The sequence below is a fragment of the Prevotella sp. E9-3 genome (assembly GCF_022024015.1).
Lineage (GTDB): Bacteria > Bacteroidota > Bacteroidia > Bacteroidales > Bacteroidaceae > Prevotella.
Genome location: NZ_CP091786.1, coordinates 3,408,146 through 3,430,833, shown reverse-complemented (window position 1 = coordinate 3,430,833; position 22,688 = coordinate 3,408,146). Strand labels below are relative to the sequence as shown.

14 protein-coding genes are annotated in these 22,688 nt (G+C 48.0%); 6 read left to right on the top strand and 8 right to left on the bottom strand.

Annotated elements, in window-relative coordinates:
- Nucleotides 1-22: 22 nt before the first annotated feature.
- The 8 genes from L6475_RS13275 to L6475_RS13240 form a co-directional block, all read right to left on the bottom strand.
- The gene (locus tag L6475_RS13275; protein ID WP_237820820.1) at nt 23-1,453 is read right to left on the bottom strand and encodes an efflux transporter outer membrane subunit; all 1,431 of its coding nucleotides are present in this window, start codon (nt 1,451-1,453) and stop codon (nt 23-25) included.
- A 69-nt stretch (nt 1,454-1,522) separates the two neighbouring features.
- A complete protein-coding gene (locus L6475_RS13270) occupies nt 1,523-4,780 on the bottom strand; it encodes an efflux RND transporter permease subunit (protein WP_237820818.1) in 3,258 nt (1,085 codons plus the stop codon).
- 13 nt (nt 4,781-4,793) lie between these two features.
- Complete coding sequence (locus L6475_RS13265; RefSeq protein ID WP_237820816.1) at nt 4,794-5,972, bottom strand: efflux RND transporter periplasmic adaptor subunit; 1,179 nt, start codon at nt 5,970-5,972, stop codon at nt 4,794-4,796.
- A 255-nt stretch (nt 5,973-6,227) separates the two neighbouring features.
- The gene (locus tag L6475_RS13260; RefSeq protein ID WP_237820814.1) at nt 6,228-6,785 is read right to left on the bottom strand and encodes a lipid-binding protein; all 558 of its coding nucleotides are present in this window, start codon (nt 6,783-6,785) and stop codon (nt 6,228-6,230) included.
- Between the two features lie 11 nt (nt 6,786-6,796).
- Nucleotides 6,797-7,483, bottom strand: coding sequence for a BT_2262 family domain-containing protein (locus L6475_RS13255; protein ID WP_237820812.1), 687 nt, complete (start codon nt 7,481-7,483; stop codon nt 6,797-6,799).
- A gap of 29 nt (nt 7,484-7,512) precedes the next feature.
- A complete protein-coding gene (locus tag L6475_RS13250; RefSeq protein WP_237820810.1) occupies nt 7,513-9,033 on the bottom strand; it encodes a SusD/RagB family nutrient-binding outer membrane lipoprotein in 1,521 nt (506 codons plus the stop codon).
- Nucleotides 9,034-9,052: 19 nt separating this feature from the next.
- Nucleotides 9,053-12,289 carry a SusC/RagA family TonB-linked outer membrane protein gene (locus L6475_RS13245; RefSeq protein ID WP_237820808.1) on the bottom strand — a complete coding sequence of 1,079 codons (3,237 nt, stop codon included), beginning with the start codon at nt 12,287-12,289 and terminating at the stop codon, nt 9,053-9,055.
- A 568-nt stretch (nt 12,290-12,857) separates the two neighbouring features.
- Nucleotides 12,858-14,648 (bottom strand): CCA tRNA nucleotidyltransferase, encoded by a 1,791-nt coding sequence (locus L6475_RS13240; protein ID WP_237820806.1) that lies wholly within the window; start codon nt 14,646-14,648, stop codon nt 12,858-12,860.
- A 110-nt stretch (nt 14,649-14,758) separates the two neighbouring features.
- On the opposite strand from L6475_RS13240, the gene L6475_RS13235 reads away from it, so the two are divergent.
- The 6 genes from L6475_RS13235 to trkA all read left to right on the top strand — a co-directional run bounded on the left by L6475_RS13235 (nt 14,759) and on the right by trkA (nt 22,621).
- Nucleotides 14,759-16,597, top strand: coding sequence for a phosphatase PAP2 family protein (locus L6475_RS13235; RefSeq protein WP_237820804.1), 1,839 nt, complete (start codon nt 14,759-14,761; stop codon nt 16,595-16,597).
- 83 nt (nt 16,598-16,680) lie between these two features.
- On the top strand, nt 16,681-17,049 hold the full coding sequence (locus tag L6475_RS13230) for a hypothetical protein (RefSeq protein WP_237820802.1): 369 nt from the start codon (nt 16,681-16,683) through the stop codon (nt 17,047-17,049).
- A gap of 100 nt (nt 17,050-17,149) precedes the next feature.
- A complete protein-coding gene (locus tag L6475_RS13225; RefSeq protein ID WP_237820800.1) occupies nt 17,150-18,691 on the top strand; it encodes a glycine--tRNA ligase in 1,542 nt (513 codons plus the stop codon).
- The gene (locus tag L6475_RS13220; protein WP_237820798.1) at nt 18,692-19,312 is read left to right on the top strand and encodes an FKBP-type peptidyl-prolyl cis-trans isomerase; all 621 of its coding nucleotides are present in this window, start codon (nt 18,692-18,694) and stop codon (nt 19,310-19,312) included.
- Between the two features lie 49 nt (nt 19,313-19,361).
- On the top strand, nt 19,362-21,251 hold the full coding sequence (gene dxs / locus L6475_RS13215; protein WP_237820796.1) for a 1-deoxy-D-xylulose-5-phosphate synthase: 1,890 nt from the start codon (nt 19,362-19,364) through the stop codon (nt 21,249-21,251).
- Between the two features lie 11 nt (nt 21,252-21,262).
- Complete coding sequence (gene trkA / locus L6475_RS13210) at nt 21,263-22,621, top strand: Trk system potassium transporter TrkA (protein ID WP_237820794.1); 1,359 nt, start codon at nt 21,263-21,265, stop codon at nt 22,619-22,621.
- The last annotated feature ends 67 nt before the right edge of the window (nt 22,622-22,688 follow it).

The window sequence follows — 22,688 nt, the reverse complement described above, 5'->3', positions numbered from 1 at the left end:
TTTTCAATTATCAATTATCAATTTACTTTGAACCGCCTCCCAGTGCCTGATACAGGCTTACAACAGCCTGCATCTTTGAGAAGTCGTCCTGCACCTTAGTGATACGTGCATTCAACAGTCCACTCTGTGCCTGGATCACTTCCAGATAGCTGCTACCTTTCGAAGTGTACAGCTGACGGGTGTCCTCCACGTTCTGTTCGTAGATCTTCACCTGTTTCTCGTCCAGTTGGCTCTTCTCATCGCAGGTGTTATAGGCAACCAAAGCGTTGCTCACTTCATTGCCGGCTTTCAGAATGGCCTGTTGGAAGTTGTTGAGTGCCTGCTCCTGCTGAGCCTTGGCTACTTTCAGTCCAGCCACAATCTGTCCGTGCTGGAAGATGGGCTGGGTGAGTGAGCCGACAGCTGAGAGAATCCACTTACCGGGGTTCACGATGGCTGAGCCCAGTGAGTTGGTGAACATGGCGTTGCCAGTGATAGTGATGTTGGGATAGAAGCGTGAGCGTGCTGTCTGCGTGTCGTAGAAGCACTGCGCCAGTGCCATCTCGGCAGCGTGCACATCGGCACGGTTAGAGAGCAACTGAATGCCTACACCCGTAGCAAAGTTGCTGGGCAGAGACTGATTGTAGAACTTACCACGTTCAATCTGGTGACCAGCCTCGTTGAGCAGCAGTGACATAGAGTTCTCCATCTCGCGAATCTGCTGTTTTATGCTGGCCTTTGAAGCCTGTACGCTGTAGTAGCTGGCCTCGGCACTCTGAACACTGGTAGAACGGGCACGGCCCAGTTCCATCTGCAGTTTCATCATGTCCCAGGTCTCTTTCGTCAGGTTCTCCATATTGTTGAGAATGTCCAGCTGTTCGTCGAGCATCATCAGCGTATAGTAGAGATTGGCCACACCACAGATGATATTGGTCTTCACCACCACCTGATAGTCTTTTGTGGCCAGCAGCTGTGCCTGAGCAGAACGCTTCATGGACAGCAGATTGCCGAAGAGGTCAATATTCCATGAGGCTGCAATTGGCAACTGGTAGGTCTTCGTTGTTGAAGCACCATCCATCTGCACACGGCTGATGGTTCCTTGAGGAGCAATTGCTATTGAGGGAAGGAAAGCCAGTTTCGATACCGTGAGCATTGACTGCATCATCTTTACGTTCAGTGCAGCATTGCGCAGGTCGGTATTGTTCTCCAGTGCTTTCTCGATAAGGCCCTGCAATTGAGGGTCAGTGAATACTTCGCGCCAGGGAAGATTACCGAAATTCTCGTCGCTGTTCACCTGAAGGGTGTCGCCATCACTCACGATGTCGCGAATCAATCCCTTGGTGTTCACCTCTTCAGGACGGTCATATTTGTTGTAGAGTCCGCAGCTGCTCAGCAAAAGACAACCAAGAACCAATCCCCATACTCCTCTCGAGAGGAGGGAATTAGATGTCTTTTTCCTTAATATATTATTCATCTTTATCTTCATTTAATTATACTATCCATTCCCCTCTCTCGCAGGGAGGGGAATGGGGAGAGTCTTCTCTTATTTCTCTAATTCATAATCTACTGGGCGGTTGGCATATTGCAGCAACTCTGTGGTCACATCAGGATTTTCCTCATCGCCTTCAAACTTCATGGGCGAGATACGCTCCTGCAGCGACTGGAAGATGGTGAATAGTGTGGGAACCACCAGTACCTGTAACAGTGTACCGATGAGCATACCGCCTACTGCTGCTGCACCCAGTGTCTGGTTACCGTTCTTACCTACACCCGATGCGAACATCATTGGCAGCAAACCGATAACCATGGCCAGTGACGTCATCAAGATAGGACGCAGACGGGCAGCGGCACCCAGCACAGCCGACCATGAGATGGCCATACCTGTGTGGCGGCGCTCCAATGCGAACTGTACAATCAGAATGGCGTTCTTAGCCAACAGACCGATCAGCATGATGAGCGAGATCTGCATGTAGATATCGTTGGAGTGGCCAAACAGATTGGTGAACAGGAAGGCACCACCCAGACCGAACGGTACTGAGAGTACTACGGCCAATGGCAGGATATATGACTCGTACTGTGCTGACAGGATCAGATAGATGAAGATGAAGCAAAGTACGAAGATCAGTGCGGTAGAGTTGCTTGATGCAGCCTCACTACGTGTCAGACCACTATAATCATAGGTGTAGCCTGTGGGCAGTATGTCGGCAGCTACTTCCTCTACAGCTTTAATGGCTTCACCGGTAGAATAGCCGTCGGCCACAGTTGCTGTCACGTTGATAGAGGTGAACAGGTTGAAGCGGTTGATGTTAGAAGGTCCATAAACACGCTCCATACGACAGAACTCCTCAACAGGTGACATTCCTTTAGGAGTGCGAACATATACACTCTTCAGTGACTCAGGCGTCATGCGGGTAGAGGGATCGCCCTGCACCATCACACGATACAGCTTACCGTAGGCGTTGAAGTTTGAAGCATACAGACCGCCATAGTAGCCCTGCAGGGTGTTCAGCACCAGTTTGGGTGAGATACCGCTCTGCTTACACTTAGCCACATCTACATGAATCATGTACTGTGGGTAGTTCGGGTTGTATGAGGTCATAGCCATCTGAATCTCAGGACGCTTGTTCAGCTCGGCCAGATAGTCTTTCACAATGCCGAAGAACTTGGTCAGGTCGCCACCGGTACGGTCCTGCATCACCAATGATACACCACTGTTGGCAGAGAAACCGGGAATCATAGGCGGAGCGAAGGCCAGAATCTGTGCATCCTTGATATGGGCTGTCTTCAGGTAGATCTGCGCCAGCACACCATTTGACTCGTATGGATTAAGGAAGAAACGGAAGATACCATCGCCTTCCCACAGTCCTGCGAGCTTCCAGAAGAATCCTTTCTGACGCTCTGAGAACGGCTTCAGTTTGATGATAAACGTAGCCTGGTCGGAACCGGCACCAGCAATGAAGTTATAACCCTGAATCTGCTCACGGCTCTGAACGGCAGGGTCGGCAGCTAAGATCTTATCTACCTCATCGATAATCTGACGGGTGCGGGCCACTGACGTTGAAGGAGGCATAGAGATGGTACAGAAGATGGTACCAGTATCCTCATCAGGCACCAGACCTGTCTTTGTAGTAGCCATAGAAACAGCCAGCACAGCGATACCAGCGATGACAGCAATGCCGATGGCGATAGGCTTGCGCACCAGTTTTTCAATAGCACCTTTATACTTGCCCAGCACTTTGTCGTAGGCAGTGTTGAACGAGGCGTGGAAACGGTCAATCATTGACATCTTCTTTTCATGTCCGTTCTCATCGTGCGCTTTCAGGAAGATAGCACAGAGAGCAGGTGAAAGTGTCAATGCGTTCAGTGCCGAAATGAAGATAGATACGGCCATGGTCACACCGAACTCACGATAGAACGTACCAGATGTACCACCGATGAACGATACAGGGATGAACACCGAAGCCATCACAAGGGTGATAGAGATGATGGCACCCGAAATCTCGTTCATGGCATCGATAGAAGCTACCAGCGTAGATTTGTATCCTTGGTCCAGTTTGGCGTGAACGGCTTCAACCACCACTATGGCATCGTCCACTACAATGGCAATAGCCAGCAGCAAGGCCGATAGCGTCAGCAGGTTGATAGAGAAGCCAAACACTTCGAGGAAGAAGAACGTACCGATAAGTGATACAGGTACGGCAATCAGAGGAATCAGTGTTGAGCGCCAGTCTTGCAGGAACACATAGATTACGATGAACACCAGAATCAGTGTGAACACCAGTGTGAACACCACCTCTTCGATAGAGGCATACAAGAACTCGGTAACATCATAGTTGATCTTGTAGGTCATGCCCGGTGGGAACAGCTTCGCCTGCTCTTCCAGTTCTCTTTTCACGTTCTTGGCTATCTCGTTGGCGTTTGAACCGGCAATCTGCTGTACCATACCCAGTACCGAAGGAATGTTGTTGTTTCTCATCGATACGGTATATTGCTGACCTCCGAGTTCAATCTTTGCCACATCCTTCAGTTTCAGAGTGTTGCCGTTGGCATCGCTCGAAATGATGATGTTACCGAACTCTTCAGCAGTCTTGAAACGACCGGTATAGCGCATGGCATATTCATAGGCCACATTGCTCTGCTCACCGAAAGTACCAGGAGCAGCCTCGATGTTCTGTTCTGCCAGTACACCAGTGATGTCGGTAGGCATCAGGTTGTACTGTTTCATCACGTCGGGCTTCAGCCAGATACGCATTGAATAGGTTTTCAGACCAGGGCTCTGCACATCGCCCACACCCTCAATACGCTTGATGGCAGGCACGATGTTAATGTTAGAGTAGTTGGTCAGGAACTCATCGTCGTAGCGGCCGTCACTGGTCAGTGTGTACATGATAACCTGTGAGGTCTGACGCTTCATCACCGTCACACCGATCTGTGTCACCTCGGCGGGCAGCAGGGCCTGAGCCTGGCTGACACGGTTCTGCACGTTCACGGCACACATATCTGCGTTCATGCCCTGACGGAACAGAATAGAAATCTGTGCTGAGCCTGATGAAGCGGTAGATGAGATATAGTCCATGCCTTCCACACCGTTGATACTCTCTTCGAGCGGTGTAATCACAGAGTTCTTCACCGTCTCGGCGTCAGCACCAGGATAACTGGTAAAGACGACCACTGTAGGCGGTGCGATATCGGGGTACTGCTCAATAGGCAGTGTGAAGAGTCCGATGAAGCCCAGCAGTACCAGGAGGATAGAAATTACCGTCGAGAGTACCGGGCGCTTGATAAATGTTGTAAATGTCATTTGTTTGTCCTCCTTACTTCTTCATTGCGTTCACAATGTCGCCAGCGCTCATAGCCTTAGCCTGCTCATCGATTTTCTGCTGATAGCGTTCGGTAGTGATGGGTACAATCTCCATGCCGTCGGTCAGCTTGGTGATACCGTTGGTAACGAACTTGTCGCCGACTTTCAAACCGCTTCTCACTACATAAGTGTTGCCATCGTTCTGTGGGTCAACAGTAATCTCGGTATATTGTACCTTGTTGCTGTCGTTCATGGTGTAAACGAACATCTTGTTCTGTACCTCCATCACGCAGCTCTGAGGAATCACAATCACGTTGCTGTGATCGCGTGGAATCACGATATTGCCAGAACCACCGCTCTTCAGTAATTTCTCAGGGTTGGGGAATACGGCAATCATCTGGATAGAGCCAGTGGCCTGATCGATCACACCGCTCATCTTTGTCACCTTACCCTCATGGGCGTAGATAGTGCCGTCGGCCAACTGCAGTTTAACAGCGGGCAGAGAATCCAAGGCAGCGCTCTGACCGCCTTCGGTCTTCGACATCTCAAGAGCCACCTTTTCGTTCACAGAGAAATAAACCTCCATGGTTGAGTTGTCGCTCACGGTGGTCAGCACATTCTGTGCACCCACCAGTGCGCCCACTTTGAAAGGCAGCGTACCAACTACACCAGCGGCAGGACTCTTTACAAAGCAGAAGCTCAAAGCCTCCTTAGCGTTTGCCAGTGCTGCTTCAGCCTGAGCCAGTCCGGCCTTAGCCTGTTCGTAGGTGTTCTGGGCAGTCTGCATCTCATAGTCGCCAATCACCTTGTTGTCGAAAAGTTTCTTGGAGTTATTGTAAGTCAGTTCGGCAGTCTTAACCTGTGTCTTTGCGGTGTTCACTGCAGCCTGTGCCTGACGCACCTGTGCCTGATAGGTCACATTGTCAATCTCAAACAGCGTTTGTCCGGCACTTACTACCTGACCTTCCTTTACATAAATCTTTGTGATGAAACCACCCAGTTTCGGGCTGATCTGTACATCCTGAATACCTTTGATTGTTGCAGGATACGTCTGCTGCATGGCAGCGTTTGAAGTGCCTACTTCTGCAACGGGAAACTCATTGTCTCCAAAGTTGGGGCGTCCACCGCCATTACCACACGAAACAAGAGTGGCAGCGCAAGCCGCAACCAACATGATTTTGTTAATCTTCATACTATTTTTTCCTTCTAAATTTATATATAAATTCTAATAATGTTCCGAAAACTTTTTATTGGCTTGTGAGTTTTCGGATTGCAAAGATACGAAATAGATAAATATGGTGTACGTTGACACTTCCTTTTTTACATATTTTTAATAGATTTGTTCGTGAAAGATGATAGTTTTTAAAATAATATGTGCTTTATCTATAAATATATAACCGGGCGCCATCATGATGACGCCCGGTCTGATATTATGTGTAATAAAGGTTTAGTCGTTCTCAACAAGACCAGAGTAGCGAACACCGCTCACTTTATACTTGGCATAGCCGTCGGCCGGATACCAGGGATCGCCTTCATAGCTGATGAAGAATACGATGCTGTCGGCAGCTGAACCATTGTTCTGATGACCGGCATTTTTCAAAATCTTGCCTTCAGTAATGGTTACAGGGTAGTCACCATCAGCATTCTCAGCTTTGTCAGAGCTGAATGTTAAGTTGCCTTGGTTGATGCCAACCTTTACTCTGAAAGCATAGTTAGGATAACTTGGAACACCGTAGTCACTAGCCAAATCAAAATTTCCGTTGCTTGACACCCACATAGAGTCAGCTGTGTTAGCTACAGTGTTGTAAGTCAGAATCTGTACTTTTCCATAGCCGAAGTAATCCTCGCCAGAAGTTATTGTTTTGCCATTTTCATCTACAGCATCAACAGTGATGTACCACTGTCCGGCCATTGACTCTGTAGCTGTTCCGCCGATCTCGTCTTTTTCACAAGAAGCGAAAACTGTTGTGAGCAGCAGTGCTGCAAGATATAATGATTTTTTCATATAGCTCTAAACTACTTTGTTAAAGTTACTGTTAATGGGTCGCCATCGAAATTGATTAGCAGCTCAATTTTACCATTTGCGGCATCGTATTTGCCTGATGTGATGGTAAGTGGAATTTCCCAGTACCATTCTGATCCGTCGCCTTCTTCTACGAGTGACACTGTGTTGTCAGCATTGAGTTTGAGTTTGGCCTCATAGGAGAAATCGTATGGATATCCGGGATAGCGGCCATATACGTAGAAACCGCCAGCCAAGTCGTCGATAGTATAGGTGCCATCGCCGTTGTCAGTGATTTTAACGGGCAGATTGCTATATTGACGTGATCCGTATTGGCAAGCACTGAAATAGGGACTTGCGAAGTTGTTTGGATCAACAACAGCTACTGTTCGTGAGGTACTAGCCTTGAAACCATCTTTGTTGACAACCAGATAGTCGATTGTGTAGAAGTCAGGTGTGTTAGTATCTACAGTACCTGTAACTATGACCTGATCTGAAACATCCTCACCTTTCATAAGTGCTTTACAACCGGGATCATTGAATGTTGTTCCAACGGGAACAGTCATTGCCTCGTCGCCATTCAACTCGAGTATCGCATAGTAAGTAATACGAGTGAGACCATCGGTTGAATCGTCGCTGCAGCTGCTCAGTGTGAATACGGCAGCCATCAGCGTCAGAATTGATATGATTCTTGTTTTCATAAAAGTCTTCTGTTTAATATGTGTTACTATTATTTACCCCAGAATACGGGCTTTGTATAACTGAACTTGTTGTTCTCGTCGTACTTAGGCGCATTGGTATTGCGTGAAGTAGATACGCCGGGCAAGGGGAAACGCTCCAACAACTTGTTGTCGCCTACCTCGTTGAACACGTCGATAGGAGTATAGAGTGTTCCAGGAGCATAGAGTTCGGGCTTGTAGCTGCTGTCGTCCTGCTTGTTGTACATGTCGAGACCGCTAACAGTACCGAATGCGGGATAGTCCAAACGGCGCATCTCACACCATGCCTCGAAGTTGTTCACACCGGCCAGAGCCACCCATTTGGCAATACCGATAACTTCCTGATATTTCGACTGGTCATAGGGGAAACGGGCGATGCAGGCAGCAGCACCGTTTACGCCAGCTTTGTCGAATGAAGCCTGAATAGCAGCCTCGTAGTGAGTCTTAGCATTAGCAGCGTCACCCTTCTTAGCGTAGTATTCTGACAAGAAGAACTCAGTCTCGAATACGGTGATCAGGTCAAGTGGGGTGTCGTAAGCCATTACAGGACGGCACCAATAAGCTGCTTTATAGGTGCTTGAGGTAGAAAAGTTTGTACCTGAAATACCACCGGTGAACACACCAGCACTGTTCTTCTCGAAGAACTTAGCTAAACGAGGATCTTCATATACCACATCACCAGCAGCATCCTTCTGCTGCATGGTACCGATGATGGCAATGTTGGCCACAACGTTTACCTGTGTTGAACCGAAGTATGAAGCAAATTCTTCCTGATAGTAGGGGTTAGCCTGACCAGAAACATTGCTCCAGATGCCGGCATACTGTACATCTTCAGTGGGGAAGTTGTTGGCAGCTACCAGAGCATCCAGCTGGGCAGTAACGTCCTTCACACCGCTTTCACGCATCAGAATGCGCAGTTTGAGTGCGTTGGCAAACTTAATCCAGTCTTCAGCTGAGCTGTACAGGAAGTTCTTGCTTACTGTTTCCAAACCAGTCACTTTTGCCAGAGCTTCGTCCAGTTCTGCGATGATGCCGTCATAAACAACCTGTCCTTCGTCAAACTTAGGTGTAACGATGTCGAGGTCGAGTGCCTCAGTATAAGGAACTGCGTCGTAGCAGTCAACCAGAGTCTGGAAAGCAAATGCACGCAGTACAGTTACTGCAAGGTGGGTACCCCAATCTTCTGACTCGGTAGCCATTTCATCGACAGTCTTCAGGTTCTGCAGACCGCGCTGGTAAATCTGTGTCCATGTGCCCTCAGAACGAGTAGCAGACATTGTGAACTGTGAGAAGTCCAGATAGTTGCTCGTACCGTATGACTGAACATAGTGCTGTGCATAGTAACCACCTACGGTGCGCAGGAAGTTGCCATAGCTTGAGGCAATGTTCATTTCTGCAGCAGGCAGAATCATGTCGGCCGAAAGGTCAGACTTTGTGGGTGAATTGGGATTTTCGTTGATGTCCATATAGCTGTCGCACGACGTGGCGGCCATCCCGAATGCTATTGTTGCGATTAATGCTAGTTTCTTCATGTTTTGTTTCCTCCTTTTCTTAGAATTTCACATTAAGACTGGCACCGTATGTGCGGCAGGTAGGATTAGAGTAGAGTTCGCCGAACTGGCCGTCGAGCTCACTGCCCCAAGAGCTGACCTCAGGATCGATGTAGTAATTGTCCTTTGCAGTCCATACAAACACATTGTTACAGAACACAGACACAGCTACGTTGGTCAGGTAGATGCTGCTGGCCCATTTCTTAGGCAGGTTCCATGTCAGGTTAACGTTGCGCAGTTTTACGAATGAACGGTCAATGAGGTAAGCCTCACCACCCTGGCCGTAGCCATAGTCGTTGAAGTAGGTCTGATAGCTGCCGTCACCCAAGTAGATAGGTGTATTGTTATCCTCCCAAGCGGTAGGATTACCATTGGCGTCAGTAGCAGTTACAACAGCCGAGTTGGGGATGATGAACGGATTACGATCGTTGTAGGTAGAGATTGTACCGTTACCGGTGAACTGCATCAGGTTCTTTGTGCGAGAGAACATGTAGCCACCCTTACGGATATCGAGTGAAGCACTCAATGTCAGGTTCTGGAAAGTGATAGAAGTGTTGATACCACCGGTCCAGTCATAGTTGGTGGTCTTGCCAGTATCCTGTACATCTGAAGTGAGCACGGGCTGACCGTCCTTACCCACAATCAGTTTGCCGTCAGGAGTGTAGGTGGGCAGGTAGGTGTAGAGTGTACCTACGGGCTTTCCCTTTTCAGCGTACATATAGACGGCATCGTTGCCGGCAGAGAAACGGTTGATCTCAATGCGATCGAGTGTTTCAGGCATCTCGAGCACTTTGTTCCAGTTCTTTGCGAAGTTGAAGCTCAGATCCCAGCGCCAGTTCTTGGTGCGGATTGGGGTAGTGTTGATCAGTAACTCGATACCGCGGTTGCGAACCTCACCTACGTTCATCACCTTGTAGTAATATCCGGTAGCAGGATCGGTGGGCAGTGAGAAAATCTGGTCGCTGGTTACACGGTTGTAGAAAGCTGCATCGAAACCGAAGCGGTTGTCAAAGAACTGCATGTTCAGACCTACCTCAAACTCAGTGGTCATCTCGGGCTTCAGTGAAGTACTGCCGATAGAAGATGAGTTCTGGAAAGCGCCAACGCCATTGAATGGGAACTTGATGATGTCTGAGCCATAATAACCATTGGCGTAAGCCTGAGTGAAGGTAGCAAGAGTGCTATAGGGATCGGCATCGTTACCAGTCTTACCATAAGCCAGACGCAGTTTACCGAAGTCGAGAATCTTGTTCTTGGGTAACAGCTTGGTGAAAATCCAGCTACCAGTTACGCCAGAGTAGAAATAGCTGTTCTTGTCTTCGGGGAGTGTTGACGACCAGTCGTTACGGGCTGTCAGCTCAAGGTAGAGCATTTCGTCCCAACCAAATGTTACGTCACCGAATAGACCAACCAGACGGCGCTTTGACTGACGGTCGAGAAGCTCCTGCTTGTTCGAACCGTTGTTCAGGTTCCAATAACCGTTGTAGATGGCGAGATTGGTTACCATACCATCCATATAAGTCTGATAGCGTTCGTTGATGTTCACACCAGCATTGGCATTAACATCGAGCTTCTGATTGAAGTATTTGTCGCTCCAGTTTGCCAGGAAGTCGTGGTTCAGCTCATACTTGCGCAGGTAGCGGTTGTAGATAGCACCAGCCTGGTTCATGTTAGAGGGAGCATAACCCATATCGTCGGTGATCAGAGCGTCATCGAGTGCAATTTCGGGCTCGCCCACCTTGAGGTCATAGTCTGTATAGTCAAAGCCGAAACGATAAGACAGGGTCAGCTGATCCAGCGGAGTGATATCGGCCTGAATCTTACCGTTTATCTGTTTGCTGTTGTTCTGGTTGAAGTTGTTTTCCAGTGCCCAGTAGGGGTTGGTGATTCCGTAAGGAGTCAACCAAGCCTCAGGAGTGTTGAAAGCACTTGAGAGGTCTTTGTGGTCAACCAATGAGAGATCGCGGGGGAACTCATACAGACCATCAATTACTGAGGTGCCCTGGAAGTTACCTACAGTGTTGGTGCTAGAGGTAGCGAAGTTGACTGAAGATGAAAGCTTCAACCAGTCGGTAGCTTCAAAACTTCCACGAGTAGCAATTGTATTACGCTTGTAAGAGTCTGCATCGGTAGGCATGATACCGTCGTCCTTGGTATAAGAGTAGCTCAGGTAGTAAGTTGCCTTGTTATCGGCAGATACACCGCTCAGAGAGATACTGTGGCTGGTAGAAATACCTGTGTCGAAGAAATCTTTGATGTTGTCTTCGGCAGCGCTGTACTCGTGAATCATCTGCTGGTTGTTCCAGATAGGACCGAACACCTGCTGTGAACCATCGAGGGCTGGACCCCAAGAACCGTTCTCGATGAATGTCTGTCCACCATTCCAACCCTGACCCCATTTGTTTTGGAACTCAGGCAGGTTGGCTATGTTGCGGGCTGTTACGTTACCCTCGTAGTTGATGGTGAAGTTACGGCTCTCGCCCTTCTTACCGGTCTTGGTTGTGATGATAATAGCGCCATTGGCAGCACGGCTACCGTACAAAGCTGTAGCGGCAGCACCCTTCAGTACTGTCATCGACTCAATATCGTTGGGGTTGATGTTAGAAATACCACCTAATGTATTAGAAAAGCCCATACCTGTGTTCAGGTTGCCTGCCTCACCATTAAATGTAGTGTTCTGCAAGGGCACGCCGTCAACGACATACAGCGGCTGGTTAGAACCGTTGATAGAGCTGAAACCGCGGATTACAACAGATGTAGCCTGTCCGGGGTCGCCCGATGTTGACTGTACGCTAACACCGGCTACCTTACCAGCCAGAGCATTTGTCACGTTGGTGTTGTGCGCTTCGGTTAAGTCATCGGTTTTCAGCGTGGTAGCTGCATAACCAAGCGTGCGCTCCTGACGTGTAATACCTAAAGCAGTTACCACAACTTCATCCAGTGAAGTGGCGTCTGAGGCAAGGCGTACGGTAATTCCGTTTTTAGCCGTTAAGGTTTGGGTTACCATGCCAACGTAAGATACACGAATCTTGTTCTTGTCATTTGGCAGAACAATGGTGAACTTACCATTAGCGTCAGTGACTGTACCTAGATTGGTGCCAATAATAAAGACGGATGCTCCAATCACAGCTTGGCCGTCTTCTTGAGACACTACGGTACCATTGACTCTTGTTTGGGCTAGTGCTCCTCCTACTAAAAGGAAGAGACTTACCAAAAGCATTGATAGTCTTTTTTCCATAAACTCTCTCTCTTGTTTTTGTGTAATTATAATTAATAATATAAGGTGTTCTATTTCTTGTTATCCTAAATGGTTGTCCGTGAGATTTGGAGCGAGTGCTGAAGTCTTTTTTGACGAATCGCTAACCGTTTCCGTATATCAACGAACAAATAGTAAATATTGTTTGCCTTTTTCTTTCGGTTTGCAAAATTAAACATACTATTTTATTGACACAAAAAATGTTGCTAATATTTTGCATTTTTTTACGCTTTTCTTGATAATTATCTGAAAAAACGGCAAAAAAACGCACTTTTTGATTGGAATTTGAAACAAAAATGTAGAATTTATTATAAAAATGTTGGTATTTTTGCATATTCTTGTATTATTATGAATAAGCAAAAAGAACAAAAAAGCAGCTATTTTGTAATGATAATTATGCTATATCGCAACTGTTATTCAATTGCACTGCAACTGAATAACAATTGTATTGCAACTGAATAACAATTGTATTACAACTGAATGGTAATTGCGTTGCAACTGAATAATAATTGCAATGCAATTGAATAACAATTGGAATATAGAAAAAGTGTTATTGCACAAGCCCCATTTCACGGGCTTTTTGCATGAGAAGCTGCATGAGGGGTTCGCGTTCGTTCTCAACCTTGTTGTCGAGTACGGCATCTTTGAGTGTTTGTTTCAAAGTGCCCACTTCGCGTGAAGGTTTCAGATGGAACAGTTCCATGATTTCGTTGCCGTCGATAACTGGCTGTAACAAACGCTTGTAGTCTTTTTCCTTCAGGTCGGTAAGTTTCTCGCGCACCATTCGGAAATTTTCGAGAAACATCTTTTTCTTTACCTCGTTCTTTGAAGTGATGTCGGCTTCGCAGAGGCACATCAGGTCGTCGATGTCGTCGCCGGCATCGTTCAGCAGTCGGCGTACGGCCGAATCGGTCACTTCGTTGTCGGCAATAACCTGTGGACGCATGTGCATATCTACCAGTTTCTGCACATACCTCATCTCTGCTCCCAAAGGCAGTTTCAGCCTACGGAATATCTGAGCTACCATCTTGGCACCCACATAGTTATGATTGTGGAAAGTCCAGCCGATGGCAGGGTCCCAACGCTTGGTCTTGGTCTTTCCAATGTCATGGAGTAGGGCGGCCCAGCGGAGATAAAGTGTAGAGTCTTTTTCAAGTGAAGAATTAAGAATGAAGAATGAAGAATTTGCTACCGCTGCATTTTTTCCATTGAGACTTTCCTGTGAGTTGTCCTGCGGAGCGGTAGCAAATTCTTCATTCTTCATTCTTAATTCTTCATTTGAAACAACGTTCTCCAGCACTTCCAGTGTGTGGTAGAAGTTGTTTTTGTGAGCGCGTCCGTTTTTCTGTTCTACAATGTCGAGTGCCGACAGCTCGGGCAGAATGATCTGTAACAGTCCGGAGCGTTGCAAGTATTCAAAGCCGATACTGGGGTGGGGGGCCATGATGATTTTGTTCAGTTCCACTTCGATGCGCTCGCCGCTTACAATCTTGATGCGGTCGGCCATGCGCTGCAGGGCTTCGAAAGTCTCGTCTTCTATCTGGAAATTCAGTTGGGTGGCAAAACGGATGCAGCGCATCATGCGCAGTGGGTCGTCGCTGAAGGTGATGCCAGGTTCGAGTGGTGTAGCGATGATGCCATCCTCAAGGTCGGCCAGTCCGTTGAAGGGATCGACAAGTTCGCCGAAACGGTTCTTGTTTAGACAGATAGCCATAGCGTTGATGGTGAAGTCGCGACGGTTCTGGTCATCCTCCAGAGTGCCGTCCTCCACAATAGGCTTTCGCGAATCATGACTATAGCTTTCACGACGGGCACCGACGAACTCGAGCTCTTTTAGTGTAGAGTGTAGAGTGGAGAGTGGAGAGTTTGCTACCGCTGCAGAAGGGAGTGTAGAGTGGAGAGTGGAGAGTGTAGAGTTTCTTGCCGTGCAAGCGTCCAAAGGCCGAGCGGCTACCGCTGCAGTTTTTTCACTCTTCGTTTTTAACTCTTCACTATTCCTTGAACTGTCCTGCGGAGCGGTAGCAAACTCTCCACTATCCACTCTACACTCTACACTTGAAAAAGACTCTCCACTTAACTTCACTTGTGCTGTTCCGAAGTTCTTGAACACGCTGAGGTGGGCCTTTCTGCCCAGACGGCGCTTCACTTCCTTGGCTAGTTCGATACCGCTGCCCACAACAACCACATCGATGTCGTTGCTGGGACGCTCCAGGAAAATATCGCGTACAAAACCGCCTACCACATAGCATTCAAGGCCCAGGTGGTCGGCCGATTCGCCAATAAGATGAAATACCGGTTTGTCGAGAATTTCTGCAAGTTCTTCGTCGGAATATAGTTTCATATTTTTTTAATTTGGGTGCAAAGGTACAAAAAAAGAGTAGCGTGTTACGGCCAATTTAAATATTTTTAGTAACTTTGTGCCCAGATAGTAACCTGAAAATATCTGCTAAAATGAAAAAGAGATTATTTCTTGCATTGGTAGGCGTTATAGTGTCGGCCATTGCTACTGCCGACAGTTGGCGCAACATGGACGCCATGAAGCTGGAGGTTCCCGAAATGAAACCTGAACTGAACTACGCTATCCATCAGCCTCTTACTTATTATGAGCAGCGTACTTTTGACTTACCCTCTCAGTCTGTTTCGGCAAGGCCCGAAGCAAAGATGGATTTCGATTTCTTCAAGTCGAAAACCAATCCAGGCGTGAAGCCTTATAGCTTTCTTGATGATGTGACCTTTGTGGGTGTGCCGGTGTTCTTGGCCGGTGTTGTTATCAAGGGAGAGAAAAACAATTTTAAGCAAGACTCCCGGACCAAAGCCAGTCTGATGACGAATTTCAAAACGCGCATAGATGACTACACCCAGTTCTTCGGACCGTTGATGACGGTTGGATTGAAAGTGGGCGGCGTGGAAGGTCGTAGCGACTGGCCGCGACTGGTTACCAGTTCGCTGGCATCGTATGCTTTCATGGCTGCTTTTGTGAATGGCATCAAATACACCGCCAGCGAGATGCGCCCCGATGGAAGTACGCGCAACTCATGGCCTTCAGGACATACGGCCACCTCGTTTGTGGGCGCTACTATTCTGCATAAAGAATATGGACTGACCCGTTCACCGTGGTATTCGGTAGCTGGCTATAGCGTTGCAACGGCAACAGGCGTGATGCGTATTCTGAACAACCGTCACTGGATCAGTGATGTGCTGTCAGGTGCCGGTATCGGTATCATGTCAACAGAGTTGGGCTATTTTGTTGGCGACGCACTGTTCAAGGACAGAGGATTGCTGCGCAACGACCATGAAAGGTTCAGTGATAAACCTTCCTTCTTCAGTATTGGCATGGGTATGGGCTTCGGACTGAAGAGTTTGAATTTCGGAGTCGAGGATATCACCTATGCAGAGGATGCTGAAGATTTTAGCGACGGCATTAATTTCGGCGTAGATTTCCATACCGCTTCTGTGGTGGATGCCGAGGGCGCTTATTTCTTCAATAAATATGTGGGTGTGGGCGGACGTTTGCGTGTGCGTGCCATGACCGCTAAGTCGTGGAGCGACTTCATCGGTCGTGCACGAGAAGACCGGGTGAAGATTAGCAATGAGATCTTGAATGTGATAGACAGCTATTCTCTCATACCGACTGATGATATTAAGAAAGAACTGCAAAATGTTTGTACTGACGAGGAATATACTGTGGAGAGCGACCACCTGACAGAATTCTCGGCCAGTGTGGGATTGTATTTCAATGTACCTTTAGGTGAAAGGTTCGCTCTGGGCAGTAAACTGCTGATTGGTAGAACGATGACTCAGGAACTGGATATCAATGCTGTCTATAAAGGCGATGTCAAAAACGTGGGATATCTGATGACACTGGCTGAAGGACTTCCGGAGCCTACCGGTATTTCTTTGGGAGTTCCTATTGAAGGTACTACAGTGCCACTGGATGTTGAGAACGGCCCTATGCTGTTTGTTCAGAAATTTGAGTCGGCAAACAAGGATTACGAACAGGAATGGGACTATCTGACAATGGGCGGCAATAATTCAACCAATTATGGCACAGGTCTGTCGCTGACCTATAAGTACAAATCAAACTTCTCGTGGAGAGTATATGTTGACTATGATTACTCTCGCAAGGAGTTCACGCTGACTTACGACCCCTATCGCTTTATGAAGCTTGCCACCCCCAATCTTGAATCGGTTTATCATGCAGCAGGCACAAACCTCGATCCCTATCAGTTCAAGAAGAAAAAGGATGTGCACTACTTTACCATCGGCGGCTCATTTTTGGTGACCTTCTGATGATCGCTCGTTGGTTCTGAGTTTTTTTTTAGTACTTTTGCAGTCAATAGCAATTTGATTAACTATACGGAAAGGGATATAGCATGAAGAGTATTTATTGCATAAAAACAGCTATTTTGTTGATAGTTGTGTGTCTCACAGTCGGTTGTACCGATAAGTCGCGTCGCGCCGAGATTGAGCAGCGTAAGGCTGCCCTTGTACAGAAACAGGATTCTGCACTGGCCGAGGCTCAGCAGCGGCTTGCCTGGGTGGATAGTGCTCTTGAAGCCACTAAGGCCGAACACGACCGCCAACACGAATGGGTGATGGCAAACAGTACGAAATTGAAAGATAACTCGCCTGAAGTGCTCAAACTGAACCAGTTGCGCGCCCATCGCGATTCACTTCAGGCGGAGTGGGAAACACTCGGTGCAAAGATAAAGTATATCCGGAAATTGAAGAATAAAGAGTGAAAAAGAGTTACGTAGCAGCAAATTCTTTACGCTATACGCTTCACTCTTCACTTTTTTTCTTACCTTTGCACGCAAATTTCGAAATTTACACATTATTATTATGGCACAAGAAGACGTTTTTAAGAAAATCGTATCGCATTGCAAAGAGTACGGTTTCGTGTTCCCTTCAAGCGATATCTATGACGGACTGGGCGCCGTTTATGACTATGGACAGAACGGCGTAGAGTTGAAAAACAATATCAAGCAGTATTGGTGGAAGTCAATGGTCCTGCTGCATGAGAATATCGTAGGTATCGACTCTGCTATCTTTATGCACCCCACCATCTGGAAGGCCTCTGGTCACGTGGATGCTTTTAACGATCCCCTTATTGACAACCGTGACAGCAAGAAACGCTATCGCGCCGATGTACTCATCGAGGATCAGATAGCCAAGTATGACGAGAAAATTCAGAAAGAGGTGGAGAAAGCCCGCAAGCGCTTTGGCGACTCTTTCGATGAAGAAAAATATATGGAGACCAGCGAGCGCGTGAAGGAAGCTAAGGAGAAACGCGACGCTCTGCACGCCCGCTATGCTGCTGCTATGCAGGGTCCCGACCTTGAGGCACTGAAGCAGATTATCCTCGACGAGGAAATCGTTGATCCTATCAGCGGTACTAAGAACTGGACCGACGTACGTCAGTTCAACCTGATGTTCTCTACCGAGATGGGTGCCAGTGCCGATGGCTCAATGAAGGTTTATCTGCGTCCTGAGACTGCTCAGGGTATCTTCGTGAACTATTTGAACGTACAGAAGACCGGTCGTATGAAGATTCCTTTCGGTATCGCTCAGATTGGTAAGGCTTTCCGTAACGAGATTGTAGCTCGTCAGTTCATCTTCCGTATGCGTGAGTTCGAACAGATGGAAATGCAGTTCTTCGTAGCTCCCGGCACAGAACTGGAGTGGTTCCCCAAGTGGAAGGAAACTCGTATGAAGTGGCACCTGGCTCTGGGCTTCGGTGCAGAGAACTACCGTTTCCATGACCACGACAAACTGGCTCACTATGCCAACGCCGCTACCGATATCGAGTTTAAGATGCCATTCGGATTCAAAGAGGTGGAGGGTATCCACTCACGTACCAACTTCGACCTTTCTCAGCACGAGAAGTTCTCTGGCAAGAGCATCAAGTACTTCGATCCTCAGACCAATGAGAGCTATGTGCCTTACGTTATCGAGACCTCTATCGGTGTTGACCGTATGTTCCTTTCTATCATGTGTCACTCATACTGCGAGGAGAAACTGGAGAACGGCGAAACCCGCGTAGTACTGAAGTTGCCCGCAGCACTGGCTCCTGTGAAGCTGGCTGTGATGCCTCTGGTGAAGAAAGACGGACTGCCCGAGAAGGCACGCGAGATTATCAACGACCTGAAGTTCCACTTCAACTGCCAGTACGATGAGAAGGACTCTATCGGAAAGCGCTATCGCCGTCAGGATGCTATCGGTACTCCTTACTGCGTGACCGTTGACCACGATACCCTGAACGATGGTTGCGTAACCCTGCGTTTCCGCGATACCATGGAGCAGGAACGTGTGAAGATCAGCGACCTGGCTTCAATCATTGAGGATAAGGTGAGCATCGCTTCTTTGTTGAAAAAACTCCAGTAAATGAAAAATCATTTCATCATATTTCTCACTGTAATGACGATGGGCCTTCTCGGCCTGTCGTCATGCACTGAGGATACAGGCGAGGTGGATCAGTATGCCAACTGGCAGGAACGCAACGACCAGTTCTTTGCCACCTTGGAAGACTCGCTCGCCAATGGCTCAGGTACTTGGAAGAAAATCAAGTGCTTCTCAAAGAGTGCCGACTCAATACCCGGAAAGAATACCGATTATATCTATGTGAAGGTGATTCCTACCGGTTTTGAGACTACCGACACGGTGAGACCCCTGTTCAACGACTCGGTGAGGGTGAGCTATCAGGGACGTATCATATCGACTGAAGTGGCCAACAGTTCCGACGGAAAAATCTTTGACGGCACTGTTTATGGCGACTACAACGTGAAAACGAATGCTACGGCCCGTTTCAAAGTGTCGGGCACGGTATTAGGATTTACCACAGCATTGCTGCACATGCATCGCGGCGATACATGGCGTGTATATATCCCCTATGCTTTGGGCTATGGAGCTGCCAGTCAGACTGGACTCCCCGCCTATAGTACACTGATTTTCGATATGACACTCTATGCCATTGCCCCAGAAGGGACTGCCCTGCCAAACATCTAAGGATGTGGGTAGGGTATGATCGTTTTGTCAGAACTAAGATTGACCGATTGTGGAAGCAAATAATCAAGAACTTCTCAGTAGCATAAACTTTCCTGCAGACCTAAGAAAACTTACGGTAGATCAGTTGCCACAACTCTGTGACGAGTTGCGACAGGACATTGTAGAAGAACTGTCGGTGAATCCGGGCCATCTGGCCTCCAGCCTGGGCGTGGTGGAACTGACGGTAGCACTCCATTATGTATTCAATACTCCTGAAGACCGCATCGTATGGGATGTGGGCCATCAGGCTTATGGACATAAGATACTGACTGGTCGTCGCGAACAATTCAAAACAAATCGTAAGTTGCATGGCATCAAGCCTTTCCCTTCTCCAGAGGAAAGCGAGTACGACTCGTTCGTATGTGGTCATGCTTCAAATAGTATCTCGGCTGCTCTTGGTATGGCAGTAGCCGCCAACTTTCAGAAATCTTCATCCTCTCCACGCAAGGTGGTGGCCGTCATCGGCGATGGTGCCATGAGTGGCGGACTGGCTTTTGAGGGACTGAACAACGTGTCGTCGAGTCCGAACGACATGCTGATCATTCTGAACGACAATAACATGTCTATCGACCTGTCGGTGGGTGGCATGAAACAATATCTGTTGGGACTGAACACCAACGAAACCTATAACTGTGTACGCTTCAAAGTATCGCAATGGCTGAGCTCAAAGGGATTGTTGAAGGAAGACCGCCGTAAAGGTCTTATCCGTTTGACCAATGCCATCAAGAGTGCCATTTCGCATCAGCAGAATATCTTTGAAGGTATGAATATCCGCTATTTCGGTCCTTTCGGCGGTCACGATGTGAAAGAACTGGTACGTATTCTTCGACAACTGAAGGATATGAAAGGACCAAAACTGCTGCATCTGCATACAAAGAAAGGACACGGATTCGCTCCTGCCGAGGATTATACCCCGATATGGCATGCGCCAGGACGCTTCGATCCCAATACAGGCGAACTGATTAAGAGCGACACCAAGGGTAAACCGGCTAAATTCCAGGACGTTTTCGGTGAAACACTCTTAGAACTGGCCAAGCAGAATCCACGTATAGTAGGCGTTACACCGGCCATGCCTACAGGTTGTTCCATGAACATTATGATGCAGGCGATGCCCGAACGCACGTTTGACGTGGGTATTGCCGAAGGTCATGCTGTCACTTTCTCAGCCGGTATGGCAAAAGACGGCTTGCTGCCTTTCTGTAATATCTATAGCGCTTTCGCGCAACGCGCGTACGATAATATTATTCATGATGTGGCGATCCTCCGACTGCCCGTAGTACTCTGTCTGGACCGTGCCGGACTAGTAGGCGAGGACGGACCAACGCATCATGGTGCTTTTGACTTAGCCAGTTTGCGGCCTATTCCTAATCTCACTATTTGCTCACCAATGGACGAGCATGAATTGCGTCGTATGATGTACACGGCCCAGCTGCCCGATATGGGACCCTTTGTCATTCGTTATCCGCGTGGCTGTGGCGTCCTTTCTGACTGGCGTTGTCCGCTCGAGAAAATGGAAGTGGGAACCGGACGCAAAATGAAAGACGGCGAGGGCGTGGCCGTACTGTCTATCGGACCAGTGGGCAATAATGCCGGACTGGCCGCTGAAGGAACGAAAGCAGCCCATTATGACATGCGCTTCCTGAAACCGCTCGACGAGAATATCCTTCACGAGGTTGGACGCAAGTTCCGTAAGATTATTACCGTAGAGAATGGAGTTCGTAATGGCGGACTGGGTTCGGCCGTACTGGAATGGATGAGCGATCACGGTTATCAGCCACAGGTGGTTCGTATGGGCTTGCCAGACGAATTCGTGGAACATGGTACAGTCAACGAACTGCTGAAAATCGTGGGGTTGGATGTTGACAGTATCCGCAAGGAAATACTTAATTCTGAATTCTAAAGTCTCTATTCATGAAAATCGTTATAGCCGGAGCCGGAGCCGTTGGAACTCATTTGTCGAGACTTCTCTCTACCGAGAAACATGACTGTGTGTTGATTGATGCCGACGAGAAACGTCTTGGAAGCATCGATTCCAACTATGATATCATGGCTCTGAATGCCTCGCCCACCAGTATCAAGACTTTAAAAGATGCCGGTGTAGGTTCGGCCGACTTGTTTGTAGGCGTCACTCCTGAAGAGAGTACTAATATAATTGCTTGTAGTCTGGCCCATCAGTTAGGTGCGAAGAAGACAGTGGCTCGTATTGATAATTATGAGTATCTGTTGCAGTCTAACCAGCAGTTCTTTAAGAATCTTGGCGTCGATTCTCTTATCTATCCCGAAGTGTTGGCTGCTTCAGATATCATCAATGGTCTGAAACTATCATGGGTACGCCAGCGCTGGGATGTTCATGATGGTGCCCTCGTACTGTTGGGCGTGAAACTGCGTGAATCGGCCACCATTCTGAACCAACCGCTGAAAGACCTCTGCGGACCGAATGATCCCTACCATATCGTGGCTATCCGTCGTGGCGATGATACCATTATTCCCAGTGGTATTGACGAACTCCATGCCTACGACTTGGCTTATTTCATGACCACCGCCGAGTATATACCCTATATCCGTAAGATTGTTGGCAAAGAGCACTATGACGATGTACAGAATGTCATCATCATGGGCGGTAGTAAGACGGCCGTGCGTGCTGCACTTACGTTGCCTGAATATATGAACCTGAAAATTATTGAGCACGATGCCGACCGTTGTGAGCGGTTAAACCAGTTGTTGGCCGATACCGACACAATGGTGATTCATGGTGATGGCCGTGATCTGGCTTTGCTTCAGGAAGAAGGCATCAAGCATACTCAGGCTTTTGTGGCGCTGACCGACAATGCCGAAACAAACATCCTTGCCTGTCTGACTGCTAAGAAACAGGGGGTTCGCAAGACGATCGCTATGGTCGAGAACCTTGACTATGTGAGCATGGCAGAAGGATTGGATATCGGTACTATTATCAATAAGAAGACCATCGCTGCCAGCCATATCTTCCAGATGATGATGAAAGCCGACGTGCGCAATCTGCGTTCGCTGATGATGGTGGATAGTGATGTGGCCGAGTTCGTGGCTGCCGAAGGATCGCGCGTTACAAAGAAAGTGGTGAAAGACCTTGGACTTCCTTTCGGCGTAACCATCGGTGGTCTGGTGCGCAACGGCGAAGGCCAGTTGGTAAGTGGTATGACACAGATTCAGCCTGGTGACTCGGTGATGGTGTTCTGTCACGAGCATCAGTTGGGCAAAATAGAAAAGTTTTTCAAGAAGCAAGGACTGTTTTAGGGGTTTTTCTATAGTGGCTATAGTGGCTATAGTACCTATAGTACCTATAGTGCCTATAGTACTTTTT

What these genes read in the sequence shown, in the direction of transcription:
- L6475_RS13255 (WP_237820812.1), bottom strand. Translation starts at nt 7,483, where the DNA reads ATGAAAACAAGAATCATATCAATTCTGACGCTGATGGCTGCCGTATTC.
- L6475_RS13225 (WP_237820800.1), top strand. Translation starts at nt 17,150, where the DNA reads ATGGCACAAGAAGACGTTTTTAAGAAAATCGTATCGCATTGCAAAGAG.
- trkA (WP_237820794.1), top strand. Translation starts at nt 21,263, where the DNA reads ATGAAAATCGTTATAGCCGGAGCCGGAGCCGTTGGAACTCATTTGTCG.
- L6475_RS13235 (WP_237820804.1), top strand. Translation starts at nt 14,759, where the DNA reads ATGAAAAAGAGATTATTTCTTGCATTGGTAGGCGTTATAGTGTCGGCC.
- L6475_RS13220 (WP_237820798.1), top strand. Translation starts at nt 18,692, where the DNA reads ATGAAAAATCATTTCATCATATTTCTCACTGTAATGACGATGGGCCTT.
- L6475_RS13260 (WP_237820814.1), bottom strand. Translation starts at nt 6,785, where the DNA reads ATGAAAAAATCATTATATCTTGCAGCACTGCTGCTCACAACAGTTTTC.
- L6475_RS13245 (WP_237820808.1), bottom strand. Translation starts at nt 12,289, where the DNA reads ATGGAAAAAAGACTATCAATGCTTTTGGTAAGTCTCTTCCTTTTAGTA.
- L6475_RS13250 (WP_237820810.1), bottom strand. Translation starts at nt 9,033, where the DNA reads ATGAAGAAACTAGCATTAATCGCAACAATAGCATTCGGGATGGCCGCC.
- L6475_RS13270 (WP_237820818.1), bottom strand. Translation starts at nt 4,780, where the DNA reads ATGACATTTACAACATTTATCAAGCGCCCGGTACTCTCGACGGTAATT.
- L6475_RS13275 (WP_237820820.1), bottom strand. Translation starts at nt 1,453, where the DNA reads ATGAATAATATATTAAGGAAAAAGACATCTAATTCCCTCCTCTCGAGA.
- L6475_RS13240 (WP_237820806.1), bottom strand. Translation starts at nt 14,648, where the DNA reads ATGAAACTATATTCCGACGAAGAACTTGCAGAAATTCTCGACAAACCG.
- L6475_RS13265 (WP_237820816.1), bottom strand. Translation starts at nt 5,972, where the DNA reads ATGAAGATTAACAAAATCATGTTGGTTGCGGCTTGCGCTGCCACTCTT.
- L6475_RS13230 (WP_237820802.1), top strand. Translation starts at nt 16,681, where the DNA reads ATGAAGAGTATTTATTGCATAAAAACAGCTATTTTGTTGATAGTTGTG.